Raw genomic sequence first — 15,054 nt, 5'->3', positions numbered from 1 at the left:
TTTAAATGCCATAATCGCAGCTCGATAAACCTATCCAAAGGGATGAATAGGACAACTAAATTTATTTAGATTCTTTCCTATTGACTGTAAGTGCAGTAAATATACCCATCATACTAGGCAAAATACTAAATAATAAAAACAGCCAATTATTTGTTAGAATCGAGATAATGGTAAAAATAAGTAGTGATGCGACATTGATGCTTATACCTAACTTCACGTAAGAAGGCTTAAAAGGTATTGGTCTGTACATGTTGATAGTCAAAATGAGCCCAATGATCGCCCAGCTCCCTAAGTGTACAAATAAAAGTACAGCTAAAACCATGGCAGTGCTTAATTTAATCCCAAACACTACTAATGAAAAGAAAATATAAATTGCTGCTAACGTCATATACCATGAATAAGCTTTCGCCCTTTGCCAAATATGGTCGTGTAGCTCATCTAAGCCTCGATTTTTCTTCGCTTTTTTCCTCCCGAACCACCAGCCAAGAACCCCACAAATCATCCCGCCGTATAGTCCAACAATACCGCCTATAGAAAATTCCATTATGCCATTCCCTCCTCTTCGAAAATAAAAACTTCCTCAATCGTGCAGTTGAAAGCTTTTGAAATATTGTAGGCAAGCTCTAGTGATGGATTGAATTTCCCTGATTCAATTGCAATGATTGATTGGCGTGAGACACCCACTAATTTAGACAAATCCTCCTGCGTAATCTTCCTCGATTTCCGCAATTCACGAATTCTATTTTTCATAATGCCTCCTCATCAAATGTAAAGTAAACTATACATTTAGCAATAAGTAAAGTTTACTTTACATCTTTTGATATGTCAAGTTAGCTTTACATATTTATGTTCGTTTAAACAATGAAATAGGACAGGATTAGAGTCGACTGATTTCTGAAAAAAAATCCCCTATCCAAATTGGACATAGAAAAAGCGTGTATTGAAAAATCAAAACACGCTTAGGATAGTCACACTATTTTTATTTAGTGTCCTTCTCTATTTCATTCCTTTACTATCAATAATATTAATAATTTTCTGTTGAGCGTCTAAAGCTTCTGGGATGGGCATTACAACAAACACATGGTTCATTTTAGGATAAACAAAGGTTGTTATATCAATTCCTTGCTCGGTTAGTTGTTCATCAAATTTTACAGCATCCGGATATAAGCTTTCATGGGTACCAATAAAATGGGTGATTGTCGCAAGACCCTGAAAATCACCGTAAATGGGACTAATTAATGGATCTTTTAAATCCTTATCAGCTGCCCATATCTTTGTGATGACTCCCATTCCTTCACTAGCTAGCATTGGGTCCTTTTCTTCATATTCAGGAATAAGAGAATTTTCTAAACTTAGGTCAACACAAGCAGATAATAAAATAATATTTTGTGGCTGCGGCAAATGGTTTTCTTTTAAAAGCTGGACCAAACCAAGTGTTATATTGCCTCCTGCAGAATCCCCTATAATAGTTAATTGACTGGAGCTTTCAATTGTTTCTAAAATTCTAGTATAGAGATTGAGCATTTTTTGGTACGTATCCTTATGATTAAAATGTGGTACTTTTGGATAAATCGGAGCAATAACTTTTGCCTGTAATGCTTGCGCCATTTTATCCATAAACAGCCAGTGAAAAGGTAAAGGCTGATTCGTCCAAGCGCCACCATGAATATAGAGAATCACTTTTTGTTTCGAGGACTTTTGATCATTTAAAGTAAAAACTTGCATATCCTGAAAAGTTTGTTCGTCCTTAACACTTAAAAATTGAACTTCATCTTCAATAACATAGGGCTGATTATTCACCGTTGCCCTTTGTTTGATATACTGTTTAGCATTTTCAACACTAGAAAAACTCACTTTATTACTTTGGGAAAATAACAACTGTTCAAATTGGACACTTTCTTCAGAACGTTCTCCATTAAAAAGTACTACACTCATTTCTTTCTCCCCTTTCAACATGTTCATCTAGGTGGATGTACGAGAAACTCAAACAAACAACCCTTAAAGTGAACAAATACCATCTTCAAGCACTTTACAAAATAGATTTTGTAACCAATCTTTATGACAAATTACAATTGACCAGACATTTATATTTTAATTCCACATATGGCTATAGACTCCTTCATTTAATCAAACTTTCTTCATAAAGACAGTCTTTTTTATTTGCACGATTGTGAAAGATTGTTTTCAACTAAGGCCCCTGCAATTCAAGTATAGGAACGAGTTCAGATAGCCTTCAGATGCCTTTTTATTTTAATCATGCAGCAAAAGCCTGAGGCCTTGATAGACCTATCATGCATCGTTTACCTCTACCTTCATATTTTTAGGATTAAGATTTTTTTTTAAAAAGAAGTCCCCAAAGCGTTGTTTGAGAACTTTATGCTGCTTACCATATCGGTATGAGCTCGAGTAAGCGTCTATTTTTTATTTTTCGGTTCTAAAAGTATAGGTGCTATATTTAGTAAGATAGAAACAATTGTTAAAAACCATAATGCCCTTTCCATACCAGGTACTACATCCTCTAAAGCTGCCCAATCCTCCACTTTTACCCATCTAGATACAAGACTATACTCTGAACAAAGTGTCAATGCTGTAAATGATACCCCCATTGCCATCGCAAGCTTATAATCTTTACCTGTTTTATACATATAAAGATTTATAAAGGTTGCAACTATAGCAATAATTCCGAATATGAACCACATATTGATACCTCCTTTTTTCAATATAGACATAAATTGTAATTAAGATGTTCCCAAACCTTCTTTTCGGAATTTTGTACTTATTTTTGTAAATCCCGATGCTCCCTATAAGCGTTTTTTTGATGGCACTCTATTTTACTAGAGTAGCGATTCATGAAGACTAATCGACACTGCACCACAGAAAATTAAGAAATGTTAAATTGGTAATTATTTCTAATAAAGATTTTATCATAATGTTATATATTCTAATTTTACAAATTAAACCATTAGTTTTTTAGTTATTTCTTCATCTACTATCCACCATTATTCTTATTCCTCATCATAGTCCTTCTACAAAATAAATACGTTTTTTTATGATGGAAAAGCACCCATTTCGTTAACCAGTTGCACGGTTCTTGCTTTATATTCATGATTTTCGGAAGGGTCTAGTAGCTGAAAGGACTCAGTTCGTTTTTTTACTCCTGTATCTGTGAACTTCATTGTTCATAGGTAACAGTTGAAGTAACAGAATCCAACAAGGCTTTTGTAATACCTGCTATTGGAATATAGGGGTTATTTGCGGTTATATAGATACCCTATAATTTTCAGAAAAAATAAAAAAGTAACCTCTTACGGTCATCATACCGAAGAGGTTACTTTAAATTTTTATGACTGAAATTGTTTATAGAACGCTACAATAACGTGGTATAAACAATATTTACAGGCCGCATTTTAACTGTGCGCCACAGTTTGTACATGTATTACAGCCACCCATTTCTTCGACTGTTCCTTTGCGGCAAACCGGACATGTATTTCCTACGTCTGAGCCAATTACCGTTGTGGACTCTAGTGCTTGAATCGTATCCACTAATACGACTGGACGTTTTGTATGTTCTTCCACTAATTCTTCTTCAAATGATAATTGATCCATATCATTTTCCTCAGCTTTTAGCGTAAGTACCTGTGAATCACGGCTACCATCCACATAGACCGTACCACCTTTAGCGCCACCTTTATACAGTCGCTCGTAAACTTTTTCAACTTGTTGTACAGTGTAGCCTTTTGGTGCATTTACTGTTTTAGAGATTGATGAATCAATCCATTTTTGAATAATACATTGTACATCAGCATGTGCCTCTGGTTTTAGCTCCATTGCCGTTACAAACCATTCTGGAAGCTCTTGCTCATTAGCTTCTGGATGACGGTCTAAGTATTCTTTGACGATTTCAGCTTTCACTTCAATGAACTTACCAAGACGACCAGAACGGTAGTATGTGAAGGAGAAGTATGGTTCAAGACCTGTCGCTACACCTACCATCGTTCCTGTTGAACCAGTTGGAGCAACCGTTAATAAATGGGAGTTACGAATACCCGTTGCTAAAATTTGCTCCTTGATATGAGCAGGCATTTTTTCCATAAAGCCTGTTTCTGTGAAAGCTTTACGTAAACGAGCTGTTTCTTCGTCAGTAGCACCGACTAAGAATGGGAAGCTACCACGCTCCTTAGCAAGCTCTGTAGACGCCTCATACGCTGTTTCAGCAATTGTTTTAAAGATTTCATCGACTAAAGCATTACCTGCTTCAGAACCATATTCTTTCTCACAATAAATAAGTAAATCAGCTAAGCCCATTACGCCTAAACCGACACGACGCTCACCTAGTGCTTGTACACGATTTTCTTCTAAGAAGTATGGTGTGGCATCAATAACATTATCCTGCATTCGAACACCTACACGAACCGTTTCACGTAGTGCTTCGTAATCTACAGTTTGGTTGTCTTTATTAGCAAATTGTGCAAGGTTTACTGCTGCCAAGTTACACACTGAATATGGCGCAAGTGGCTGTTCCCCACATGGGTTTGTCGCTACAACGCTTTGACCATATGCCTTTGCATTCGTCATATCATTGGCATTGTCGATAAAGAAAATTCCTGGCTCTGCGGAGTAAGTTGCACATACGTTAATTAAATTCCACAATTCTTTCGCTTTAATCGTGCGATATGTGCGGATTTTATAGCCCATCTTCTCCCACTCACGAACGTCACCAACATTATGCCATTCTGTATTATAAGCACTCATTTCCTCTTTTGAGTATTCTTCCACCGCTGGGAAACGTAGTTCGAAATCATCATCGTTTTCAACAGCTTCCATAAATTCTTTTGTTAATGTTACGGATATGTTTGCACCCGTTAAAAACTCTGGATTGTGAACGGTATATGTGCCACCATCACGTAGTTTATTTTCAGCCTCTCGAATAATGGCTGTATCGAATCCACCTAAACCTTCAATACTTTTATAGTTTACAATGCCTTGATACATAGCTTCTTCTTGCATAGAAAGCGGCTTGAAGTTTAATTTTTCTTTGGCTAGACGAATGATTGTTTCATCCGTTGTATTTTCAATTAGGTAACGAAGAATACGTGGGTTTTGCATTTTAGAAATAATAAACTCCACAATATCAGGATGCCAATCTGCAAGCATAATCATTTGTGCTCCACGACGTGAGCCACCTTGCTCTACAAGATGTGTCAATTTAGCAATATCATCTAACCAAGAAACAGAACCAGATGATTTGCCGTTTACACCACGTGCCAGTGTGTTGCGTGGACGTAATGTAGAGCCATTTGTTCCTACTCCACCACCACGGCTCATAATTTCCATTACTTGCTTACGATGATCACTAATACCTTCACGTGAATCAGCAACAAAAGGCATTACGTAGCAGTTAAAGAATGTTACATCTGTTTCAGACCCTGCTCCGTATATCACTCGTCCTGCAGGAATGAATTTTAAGGACACTAATTGATCATAAAATTTTTCAAACCATTCTTGACGTTTTTCTGGCGTTTTTTCAACAATTGCAAGTCCTGTTGCATTTCGTTTAGCGATTTGTTCATAAAAAATCTCAAGAGGCTTCTCTAGCACGTCAATTGAACGCGTAATCACACCCGTTTCTTGCTCTTTTGGATCGTCTAAAGCGCTACGATAATCTTCCTCAATTAAAATATCTGCTGTTTTTGTAGTCATGTCCAGCTTTTGAATGGTCCCTAAACCACGTGCAGGGAATTTTGGATCAGCTTTGACCGTTAAAACAACAAAGTCACCAGCTTTCAGTGTTTTCTTTTCTGTGTCTTTAAACGAGTAGCGATCGATCATGACAAGTCTAGATACACCTTTGTGCGTGATGTGCATATCAGGCGTTACAGGGTGTACCTGCGGGAATTGTTCGATATCTTTGTTTAACTGTTCAAATTGATTGTTTACATCGGGTTGATGATTTGTGAGTACCATCGTTTTGCCTCCCTTACAAAATAAATACACAATATCATGTGTTGTTAAACACTACATATTGTGTATATGTCTTTAAAAAAGATACTATATATAGATTTTCAATTCAACTCTTGCTTTTTTCAATAGAATCGGAACTACTTGTAATAGCAAGGATTGAAAGCTTAAAAATATTTTTTTTATACCATTTTTTACTTTTTGAAGTTCCACTCATCACATGCATATTTTTTTTCTTCTAATGCACGGACATATTCTAACTGCTCCTCAGAAAGTGTAAATGGTTTTAATTCAATTTGCAACGATTTTGCAAATCCATCTCGAAAAGCTGTCACACATTGTTCAACTGTCACAGGCTCATCCACAAGACTGTTAATCGCTACTGCTTTCTCCGGTAATTTTCTGCGCATACGATCCTTCGCTTCTTCACTCGAAAAATTAAAGACCGATAATAGCTTCTCTTGATCTAAATCTAATAAAATGGCACCATGCTGCAATATAACGCCTTTTTGACGTGTTTGCGCACTTCCAGCTATTTTTTTCCCTTCGACTACCAGCTCGTACCAGCTTGGAGCATCAAAGCATACAGCACTTTTTGGACTCTTTAAGTCTGCTCTTTTTTCCTCTGTATCCGGGACACTAAAATAGGCATCCATTCCTAAGTTGTGGAAACCTTGCAAGATTCCCTCACTTAGCACACGGTACGCCTCTGTCACGGACTCTGGCATATCGGGATAGCTTTCTGTTACGATGACACTATATGTAAGCTCATGCTCATGCAGCACAGCTCGTCCACCAGTAGGTCGACGTACAAAGCCTAAGCCTTGTTCTCGTACAGCGTCTAAATTTATATCCTTTTTGGCCTGCTGAAAATAACCAATTGATAGTGTTGCTGGTTCCCACTCATAAAAACGAATGACTGGTGGAATTAACCCCTCACTATGCCAATCAAGTAATGCTTCATCTAGTGCCATATTAAAAGACGGACTACATTTCCCTGAATTTAAAAAATACCAAGTTGTCATTTGTTCATCTCCTACAATTTATAAAAGTACCTCAGGCCCCACCTGTGGTTCAACCTTAACGAAGATTACGTTACCGTTCAAGTTGTTGCTTTTGAAGCGAGATAGACGAATTCGCCACAATCTAGTTAATTTTATCAAACTCATTGGACTATCGCTAGCGCATCTTTTATAATAATAAAGAAGATAGAAAGGGGTAAGAAAATCTTGGACATACTTATCACAATCGGTGTCGTTTTAGTAGTCATAATTGCATACATCGGTATTAATGCACTACGACTCAAAAAAGCTGTAACCAACTTAACACAAGAACAATTTATTGAAGGCTATCGTAAAGCACAGCTAATCGATGTTCGTGAACAAAAAGAATTTGATGCTGGTCACATTCTTGGAGCACGAAACGTTCCTTCCACAACACTACGTCAACGTTATAAAGAAATTCGCCCAGATTTACCAGTATATTTATACTGTCAAAATACAGGCCGTAGCTCACGTGCTGCACTATTTCTTAAAAAACGTGGGTACAACCAAATTTACCAACTTCAAGGCGGTTTCAAAACTTGGACAGGTAAAATAAAAACCAAAAAATATTAATATTTCCCTAAAAAAGTCGTCTCAAAGAACTAGGAGACGACTTCTTTTTATACAAAAAATTCAGAGTTTCTACTATATTATATCTATTGCAAAATTTTAAGTGTCTATTTATGGTGCTTGTTCATACTATGCCATCCGCTTCCTCGTCCCACCTTATTTGAACCTACTTTGAAGGTCTTCATCATTCTTCCCAGAAGCCTTTCAAATTTATTCATTTTCACATAATAGGAGAAATTTTGTATGTCCAAAAATACTAATTTTCGTTAGTATTTTTCATGTATGCACTGCATTCTTCTATTTTTCTGAAAATAATATAAATTTATAGTTGAATAATTGGAATAGCACTGCTAGGATATATAATATCTTAAAATAATATTAAGTATAAAAATTAATTAGCTATGAATGCTATGGATCAAACTATAGCAGGAGCAGTTCTGGAGAGAGCGCATTTGCGTCGCCGAAGGGTTCACTATCTCAGGCAAAAGGACAGAGGAGTAATAACAGCTTTTTTAAGCGATGCCACACAAAGATTAAGATGATTTGATGAAGCATCCGTGGTCAAATGGTATTTGTTATTCTGACGTTTTTCCGAGACTAGTGTCACAACTAGTCTCTTTTTATTTTTCCAGTCATCATTTTTTATGCATCTTTGGGGGGATTAACGTGGAACAGCAACAATTAAAACGTGAATTAAAAAATCGTCATGTGCAGCTTATTGCCATTGGTGGAACAATAGGAACCGGTTTATTTCTAGGCTCCGGGAAAGCCATTGCGTTAGCAGGGCCTTCCATCATTCTTGCCTATTTAATTGTCGGAACGGCACTCTTTTTTGTTATGCGTGCATTGGGCGAACTATTATTATCGAATTCAGGATATACATCATTTACGGATTTTGCCTCCGAATACATAGGACCATGGGCAGGATATGTAACAGGCTGGACATACTGGTTCTGTTGGATCATGACAGCGATGGCAGATATTATTGCTGTAGGAGTCTATACACAGTATTGGTTTAATATTCCCCAATGGGTTCCCGCTATCGGTTGTTTAGTATTATTGCTACTACTGAATTTATTGACGGTCAAACTATTTGGGGAGTTAGAATTTTGGTTTGCAATCATTAAAGTGATTACCATTGTGGCACTCATTATCCTTGGGCTTATTATGTTAGTGACAGGCTTTCAAACAAGCTCTGGAACAGTTTCAGTAGATAATCTTTGGGTTCACGGCGGCCTGTTTCCAAATGGCGTATATGGCTTTTTAATGGCCTTTCAGATGGTCGTTTTCGCTTTCGTCGGTGTGGAATTAGTAGGCGTATCGGCAGCCGAGACTGCAAACCCACAAAAAAACATTCCTTCAGCTATTAATAAAATACCGTTTCGAATTTTACTCTTTTATGTAGGGGCACTATTTGTCATCCTATGTATCAACCCATGGTATGAAATGTCTGCCGCAAGCAGCCCATTTGTCCAAGTATTTACGTTAGCAGGTATTCCAATTGCTGCAGGTATTATTAATTTTGTCGTGCTTACTTCAGCCGCATCTGCTGGTAATAGTGGTTTATTTTCAACAAGTCGCATGCTCTTTAATCTTGGTAAAAATAAACAAGCATCACCTGCTTTTGCTAAGCTCAATAAAAATAGTGTTCCCAGTAACGCGCTAGTTATTTCCGCAATTGTTGTCTCTGTGGGGGCGCTGTTAAGTAAGCTAATGCCAGAGAATGCCTTTAGTATCGTTACGACTATTAGTGCGATTTGCTTCATATGGGTGTGGAGTATTATCATCATTTCTCACATTATCTATAAACGGAAAAATCGTGCCCTTCATGAGGCCTCAAGCTTTAAAGCACCGCTGACACCTTTTATCAACTATGTAGTGCTTGCGTTTTTTACTTTTCTATTAATTGTGATGTTTATTTCCGAGGCAACACGTACAGCTCTGCTACTAACACCTATTTGGTTTATTGCCTTATTTATTCTATATAAAATGAAAAAAAGATGACTTCAGACTAAGCTCTGAAGTCATCTTCTACTTTTTAAAAAATGGTCATATCCCATTCTGTCGCTAAATGTTTCAGTAATTGGACACCTGCGACACTATTCCCGATTGGATCAATGGCTGGTCCATAAATACCTATCCCGCAGCCAGCAGGAAAGGGTGAATCTAGTCCTGCATGGCCAGGCACAGCTGTAAGAATGGCACCGGAGACACCACTTTTAGCAGGAAGTCCAATAAATGCTGCAAATTTTCCTGAAGCATTGTACATACCGCATGTCACCATTAAAGCCTTTGCTAATTTCGCCACTTGTTTAGGAAATAACTTTTTCTTTAATAGCGGATGATAGCCATCATTGGCAATAACTAAACCAATCATCGCTAAATCGGATACATTGACTTCAATCGCACATTGCTTTAAGTAAACCTCAAGAGCCGCTTCTACTGGGCAGTCTAAGAAACCAGAATCCTTGAGGTAGTAGGCTAGTGCTCGATTACGGTTCGCTGTTTGCCACTCTGATTGAAACACTTCCTCATTAATACTTAAAGGTTTGCCTATGATTTGCTCTAAAAAATGCAGGATTTTGTCAATTTTCTCTTGTGGTGAATTTCCCATCATCATAGAGGAAACAGTAATCGCCCCAGCATTAATCATTGGATTAAAGGGCTTTCCTGGTTGATGACTTTCTAAACGAATAATGGAGTTGAATGTATCCCCTGTCGGCTCAACATCTACCCTTTCTAATACATATGGCAATCCTCTGTCCATACAGGCCAATATAAAGGTGATTACTTTAGAAACACTCTGAAGCGTAAATAGTTCAGTCGTATCCCCGGCTTTCATTTCGTGCCCTTCAGTTCCGATAATAGCTATAGCTAATTGATTCGGGTCTTTTTTAGCTAATGCAGGGATATAGTTAGCGCACTGTCCTTCTTTAGCAGCAGAGCGAAACTGTGTTACCCATTGTGCCACAAGCTGATCGTGACTAGGTTGTGTTGTCATTACTGTGGACTCCTTTCAAAATGTGCAAAAACAGAGTCTTCATAGTTCTCCTATGAAGACTCTATCCATATTTTTGCTATTCTTTTATAGCTTTGGAGGCATTGTCCCCTCCGGAATTAACGATTTATACGTCTCCCCATCAAGACGTTCTTGCCATTCCTTTTTAGCTTCTTCAATTAGTACTGGATTAGCCAATAACTCAATCGCTGTACACGCCATAATTTTAGCAGCTTGTAGCATACCTTTATGGGCGATTGGCGTGACACCTTGAGAAACAACTTGCCAAGTATGCAATGGTGTTCCTAATGCCATACATACTGTTGTACATTGAACAGTTGGCACATTCCAGCTGACATCTCCCACATCAGTAGAGCCACCCATAATAAATTCAGGGAGTATACGAGGAATATGATCAGCAATAACTTTTCCTTGTAATTGTTGTACATCGCCTTTATGTAGACCGACCAATGATGAGGCTTGTACTTCAGGAGAAAACGTATGGAAAATAGCCTGAGCATACTGTTCATCTTCTATTGTATAGTCTGGCATGCCAATTTCAAGTATTTGTTGATACATGACATCATAAAGTGTCTTATTTGTTATTAAATTAGAAGCAGCACCTTCGAAATCAATTTCTAGGGAAGTGCCTGTCATAAGCGTTGCACCCTTTGCAATATTTTCAACGCGCTGATAGATTTCTTGCACTTGTTGCTTTTTAGGTGCTCGCACTAAGTAGGTAACTTCGGCATATGGTTGAACAACATTCGGAGATGAACCACCAGAGTTTGTAATAGCATAATGCACTCGTGCTTCTGGAATGATATGCTCTCGTAAGTAGTTTACCCCAACGTTCATAAGCTCAACAGCATCTAAAGCACTTCTTCCAAGATGAGGAGCAGCTGCTGCATGAGCACTTTTACCTGTAAACTTAAATGTAACGGCATAGTTTGCAAGAGAGCTACAAGTCATCACCGTTGAAAAAGTACCAGGATGCCAGGAAATGGCGATATCTACATCATCGAATAAGCCAGCTTTCGCCATATAAGCTTTACCAGATCCATTTTCTTCGGCAGGGCAACCGTAGAAACGGATGGTTGCAGATTGCTGATGTTGCTCTAAATAATCCTTTACTGCAACAGCTGCTGCAAATGCTCCTGTTCCTAACAAATTATGGCCACAGCCATGACCGCTTCCGCCATTCTCTAGAGGCTCATGATTGGTAACACCACCCTTTTGGCTCAAGCCTGGGAGTGCGTCGTATTCCCCTAAAAAGGCGATAACTGGCTTTCCTGAGCCAAATGTTCCGACCAGCGCCGTATCAAGACCAGCCACGCCAACCTCAGCTTGAAAACCCTCTTTTTCTAGTGCCTCTTTCATATATTGCATCGATTGTTTCTCTTGAAAATGAAGCTCCGGTACTGCCCAAATCGCATCGCTTAAGGCCACACTCGCTTCCTTCTTTGCCTCAATCAATGTAGAAATTTTCTCTTGAAATCTCATAATTGTCCCTCCAATTTGTTCTTTATGCTTTCAATAATGCTCCCTTTTGATCGTTTAGCGTCACAAGCGACACAATACAAATGAGTGCGAATCCAATCAGCATCCAAAAGGCTGCATCAAAGGAACCATTAAAGGCATCGACCATAAAACCAATAGCCATGGGCGTAACAAACCCCGCTAGCTGTCCGCCTGTATTCGCAATCCCCATCGCTGAGCCTGTTATAGACGAAGGCAATTTCTTTAAAACGATTACGGGTAGTAGCGTGATGACAAATGCGATAAAAATAGAAACAACTGTTTGATAGCCAATAAATAATGTCACCGTTTTCGCAGTAAACATTAAATACAGTAAAATACCGATCACTGCACAGGAAATGGAGCCTAACACCTTTTCCATTCCTTTTGGAAGCTTATCGATGATATAGCCACTACCATACACCCCAATAATTGTTGTAATGGCAGGAATCGTTTGTGCCCAACCAATGGACATTAAATCTAGTCCACGATTTTTTTGAAGATACGTTGGAATCCACGATACTAATCCCCAGTTCACCGCATAAATACAGAAATAAGCAATAATCAAATTCCACATCAGCGGTGTTTTCAATAGTTCTTTAAAGCTTACCTTGACTGTCGGACTACCTGTCTCAGCAGCATCTGCTGTTTCAGCTTTTGGTAGCTGAATGTATTTCCAATATAAATAAGCAATAATGGCTCCAATAGCCCCGATAATGATAAACACCATACGCCAGCCAATTGTTCCTAATAAATATGCGGCTAACAGCGGTACAATTAGCGAAACAATCCCACCAGAGGTAAGCATAATCGACATCGCTCTTCCTCTTTCTTCTTTCGGAAAAATCGTGGCAATAATTTTAGAGCTAGACGGCTGGAATCCACCCTCTCCAATGCCGAATAAGAAACGAATAACAATCATTGCTGTTAAAGACCAGGCAATAGCCGTTAGTCCCGTAAAAATAGACCACATGATGACTGCCATTAGTAAGATTCGTTTTGCGCCAAATTTATCAGCTAGCCAGCCTCCTGGTATTTGCATAATGGCATACCCTAAAAAGAAAGCGCTTAAAATGATACCCGTCGAAGATGCATCCAATTGCAAATCACCTGTAATTGAAACGACCGCGTAGTTCATAATATAGCGATCTAAGTTCCCTAAAGACCAGCCTAAAAATAATAGTGCAAGGATGACATTTCTAGATTTTTTCGTTACGTCATTTGTTGTCATTTATATCCCTCCCATGATCCCTTTTTATGGCAGTGATTGCATCACCGCTACGATTACTCTTTAAGATTCTTGCCCCCTTGTAAATCTAGTAAAATCAAAACCCCTTTTATATACCGACATTTTCGTTATATATTCGTATAATAATCAAAGTAGTCAAAAAATACAATATTTTTTTGAAAATTTCTAATAGATAATCGCATCCTTCACTATGAATGATTTCCTCAAAAAGCTCACAACTCATGAACTGACCTTTGTTTTCAATCCTAAAATTTGAGAAAAAAAAATGCCCAAACCATGGGCTGGTTTGGAGCATCTTTTTAGTTTCTAGACAAGCTGATACATTTTTATTGGTCTACCACGCGTATGCTGTAACTCTTCACCACAAATTCTTGCTAAATCCACACTACATAAATCAGCAACAATACGCTGTGCGTTTCTTTCACTCATTTGAAGCTGTGTCGCTAAATCCTTTGTCGTAAAATGTTTCCAGCGCATTTTCTGCACAAGCGCATGGATTTTCATATACGTTTTAATACTAATATTACCCTTTTTTAGCTTTTCTAAAATATCAGGGTCTTCTGCTCGGTAAGAATAAGACAGTTCTTCTATATGTCCAACCGACTCAATAATCGTACCGTCATCCTGAATCATCACAATATCGACGGCCTCATTTTCTTTGGTCTGTCTAAGCCCACGATGAGCATGTAGCTCCGCATTGAATACGGTTTGCGCAAAACCAATACCTGCTGTTACTTTGGCCTCCATTTCAATTGATAGTTGATACATTTTTTCCTGTAGAAATTTAATTTGCCCTTCAATGGCTCCCCTTGTACTAAAAATTGTATATTTTCCATTCCCTTCTTCAATGAGGGAACCGTCAATTTGTTCACAAAGTTGCAGTAGATGTTCCTTGGTACGTAGCTCTAAATATTGAATACGATACCCTTGCTTCATACGTTCCTTTAAGGAATCGAAGTCCTTGATTTCAAGCATCACAGCACCAATTTGGGTTTCTTTATAGTAGGAGGTTTTGATTTTTTCGGTAAACAGCTGGACTGTATGGTAAATCTCTGTTTTTGTAGGAGATACCCAATAGGAAGGAACCCCTCGACCTTTCAGCTCCTCATCTACGGAAGGATAGCAAGTGATAGCAAAATCAATCTTTCCCTCCTGCCAAAGAGTATAGTGGAAATCAAACAACTCTTTTGGATCAATCGCTACATCAAATTCCTTTAAATACATGTTATTCACATTTTTTTGGATCTCCGCTAAACCCTCTGAAGCCATTTGTGAGGGAGAAGGGATAAGGTCGATACTAACATTTTCAATAAACTTCTTTTGTCGATAGGATTGCTCTAAAAATCCTCTGTAAATAGCCGCCTCCGAAAAAATGATATGTGCCAATTTATCGTGCGAAACTGTTGTTTGACACGCTATCTTATAAGGGATGTAGCCAGAAAACAGCCAGAAATCCACATCTTGGTTATATGTCTCCACAAGATGCTTTGTCTCTGTCGCAATAGAATAAATATACGGAATAAATTCCATATCCTGTTCAATCTCTCTGGCTAAAGCGATAATTCTATTGACGGATTTGACAGGACCCACAACACCTATTTTATACATCTATTGTTCCTACCTTCTTTGTGAAACTACAATGGTTATGTAAAAAATTTCTTTACTCTTCTGTTCATAGTATAGCGGACAACCAATTTACTAGACAAATAAAAAAATTT

Annotated in this window: 12 protein-coding genes and 1 riboswitch; of the genes, 2 read left to right on the top strand and 10 right to left on the bottom strand. The window is 38.1% G+C overall.

All coding sequences use genetic code 11. The features are described from left to right. Window positions 1-61: 61 nt before the first annotated feature. The 6 genes from ACP3VS_RS05525 to ACP3VS_RS05500 form a co-directional block, all read right to left on the bottom strand. Window positions 62-544, bottom strand: a complete 483-nt coding sequence (locus ACP3VS_RS05525; RefSeq protein ID WP_036164106.1) for a hypothetical protein — start codon at window positions 542-544, stop codon at window positions 62-64. After that, window positions 544-750, bottom strand: a complete 207-nt coding sequence (locus ACP3VS_RS05520; RefSeq protein WP_012295098.1) for a helix-turn-helix transcriptional regulator — start codon at window positions 748-750, stop codon at window positions 544-546. Before ACP3VS_RS05520 ends, ACP3VS_RS05525 begins: the two co-directional genes overlap by 1 nt. 246 nt (window positions 751-996) lie before the next feature. Beyond that, window positions 997-1,935, bottom strand: coding sequence for an alpha/beta hydrolase fold domain-containing protein (locus tag ACP3VS_RS05515; RefSeq protein WP_426388448.1), 939 nt, complete (start codon window positions 1,933-1,935; stop codon window positions 997-999). A gap of 479 nt (window positions 1,936-2,414) precedes the next feature. Then, complete coding sequence (locus ACP3VS_RS05510; protein WP_031417391.1) at window positions 2,415-2,699, bottom strand: hypothetical protein; 285 nt, start codon at window positions 2,697-2,699, stop codon at window positions 2,415-2,417. A gap of 694 nt (window positions 2,700-3,393) precedes the next feature. After that, window positions 3,394-5,964, bottom strand: a complete 2,571-nt coding sequence (locus tag ACP3VS_RS05505) for a vitamin B12-dependent ribonucleotide reductase (RefSeq protein ID WP_031417389.1) — start codon at window positions 5,962-5,964, stop codon at window positions 3,394-3,396. 188 nt (window positions 5,965-6,152) lie between these two features. Next, window positions 6,153-6,983 carry a lipoate--protein ligase family protein gene (locus ACP3VS_RS05500; RefSeq protein WP_031417388.1) on the bottom strand — a complete coding sequence of 277 codons (831 nt, stop codon included), beginning with the start codon at window positions 6,981-6,983 and terminating at the stop codon, window positions 6,153-6,155. A 204-nt stretch (window positions 6,984-7,187) separates the two neighbouring features. On the opposite strand from ACP3VS_RS05500, the gene ACP3VS_RS05495 reads away from it, so the two are divergent. Next, a complete protein-coding gene (locus tag ACP3VS_RS05495; protein ID WP_031417387.1) occupies window positions 7,188-7,574 on the top strand; it encodes a rhodanese-like domain-containing protein in 387 nt (128 codons plus the stop codon). Between the two features lie 424 nt (window positions 7,575-7,998). Then, window positions 7,999-8,074: riboswitch (glycine riboswitch) on the top strand. Between the two features lie 163 nt (window positions 8,075-8,237). Then, on the top strand, window positions 8,238-9,575 hold the full coding sequence (locus ACP3VS_RS05490) for an amino acid permease (protein ID WP_031417385.1): 1,338 nt from the start codon (window positions 8,238-8,240) through the stop codon (window positions 9,573-9,575). Between the two features lie 34 nt (window positions 9,576-9,609). Here ACP3VS_RS05490 and ACP3VS_RS05485 read toward each other — a convergent pair whose 3' ends face one another. The 4 genes from ACP3VS_RS05485 to ACP3VS_RS05470 form a co-directional block, all read right to left on the bottom strand. After that, the gene (locus ACP3VS_RS05485; protein WP_036162080.1) at window positions 9,610-10,572 is read right to left on the bottom strand and encodes a glutaminase; all 963 of its coding nucleotides are present in this window, start codon (window positions 10,570-10,572) and stop codon (window positions 9,610-9,612) included. An 84-nt stretch (window positions 10,573-10,656) separates the two neighbouring features. Continuing rightward, window positions 10,657-12,072, bottom strand: coding sequence for a M20 family metallopeptidase (locus ACP3VS_RS05480; RefSeq protein WP_031417383.1), 1,416 nt, complete (start codon window positions 12,070-12,072; stop codon window positions 10,657-10,659). Window positions 12,073-12,094: 22 nt separating this feature from the next. Beyond that, window positions 12,095-13,318 (bottom strand): MFS transporter, encoded by a 1,224-nt coding sequence (locus ACP3VS_RS05475; protein WP_426388447.1) that lies wholly within the window; start codon window positions 13,316-13,318, stop codon window positions 12,095-12,097. Between the two features lie 324 nt (window positions 13,319-13,642). Continuing rightward, on the bottom strand, window positions 13,643-14,944 hold the full coding sequence (locus ACP3VS_RS05470; RefSeq protein ID WP_012295110.1) for a hypothetical protein: 1,302 nt from the start codon (window positions 14,942-14,944) through the stop codon (window positions 13,643-13,645). Between the last annotated feature and the right edge of the window lie 110 nt (window positions 14,945-15,054).

This window comes from Lysinibacillus sp. VIII_CA, assembly GCF_049943995.1.
Lineage (GTDB): Bacteria > Bacillota > Bacilli > Bacillales_A > Planococcaceae > Lysinibacillus > Lysinibacillus pinottii.
This window is presented reverse-complemented; position numbering and strand designations above follow the sequence as displayed.

Bases quoted from the DNA above. Each gene is read 5' to 3' on its own strand.
- ACP3VS_RS05525 (WP_036164106.1), bottom strand. From the start codon at position 544: ATGGAATTTTCTATAGGCGGTATTGTTGGACTATACGGCGGGATGATT.
- ACP3VS_RS05520 (WP_012295098.1), bottom strand. From the start codon at position 750: ATGAAAAATAGAATTCGTGAATTGCGGAAATCGAGGAAGATTACGCAG.
- ACP3VS_RS05515 (WP_426388448.1), bottom strand. From the start codon at position 1,935: ATGAGTGTAGTACTTTTTAATGGAGAACGTTCTGAAGAAAGTGTCCAA.
- ACP3VS_RS05510 (WP_031417391.1), bottom strand. From the start codon at position 2,699: ATGTGGTTCATATTCGGAATTATTGCTATAGTTGCAACCTTTATAAAT.
- ACP3VS_RS05505 (WP_031417389.1), bottom strand. From the start codon at position 5,964: ATGGTACTCACAAATCATCAACCCGATGTAAACAATCAATTTGAACAG.
- ACP3VS_RS05500 (WP_031417388.1), bottom strand. From the start codon at position 6,983: ATGACAACTTGGTATTTTTTAAATTCAGGGAAATGTAGTCCGTCTTTT.
- ACP3VS_RS05485 (WP_036162080.1), bottom strand. From the start codon at position 10,572: ATGACAACACAACCTAGTCACGATCAGCTTGTGGCACAATGGGTAACA.
- ACP3VS_RS05480 (WP_031417383.1), bottom strand. From the start codon at position 12,072: ATGAGATTTCAAGAGAAAATTTCTACATTGATTGAGGCAAAGAAGGAA.
- ACP3VS_RS05475 (WP_426388447.1), bottom strand. From the start codon at position 13,318: ATGACAACAAATGACGTAACGAAAAAATCTAGAAATGTCATCCTTGCA.
- ACP3VS_RS05470 (WP_012295110.1), bottom strand. From the start codon at position 14,944: ATGTATAAAATAGGTGTTGTGGGTCCTGTCAAATCCGTCAATAGAATT.